The organism is Rhizobium sullae, assembly GCF_900169785.1.
GTDB classification, from domain to species: Bacteria; Pseudomonadota; Alphaproteobacteria; order Rhizobiales; family Rhizobiaceae; genus Rhizobium; species Rhizobium sullae.
This window is the reverse complement of record NZ_FWER01000244.1, coordinates 1-252: the sequence shown is the minus strand read 5'-3', so window position 1 is coordinate 252 and position 252 is coordinate 1. Positions and strand designations below refer to the sequence as shown.

General features: G+C 61.9%; 1 pseudogene. It reads right to left on the bottom strand.

The features are described 5' to 3' along the window. Positions 1–252 (bottom strand): annotated as a pseudogene (locus BN1800_RS39985) (TolC family protein); the annotation flags it as partial.

Here is a 252-nt window from a genome sequence, read left to right as displayed (position 1 = left end):
GTGCTTGCGAGCGGACATTGACGGCCTTCTCGGCGAGCTGGTTTGCCGCCCGCATGTAGGCCACCTCGGCCTTGCGCATGCGGGCCTTGCCGGTGTCGAAGATCGGGATGGCGAACTCCAGCTCGACCTGAGCCGTCGTCCTTGTCTTCTTCTCGTCGTCCTCGATTTCCTGTTCGGTTTCGAAGCCCGTCAGGATTTCGAGGTCGGTGACGTAACGTGTGGCTTCGGTGAGCCCATAGGACCTGGCAGTGG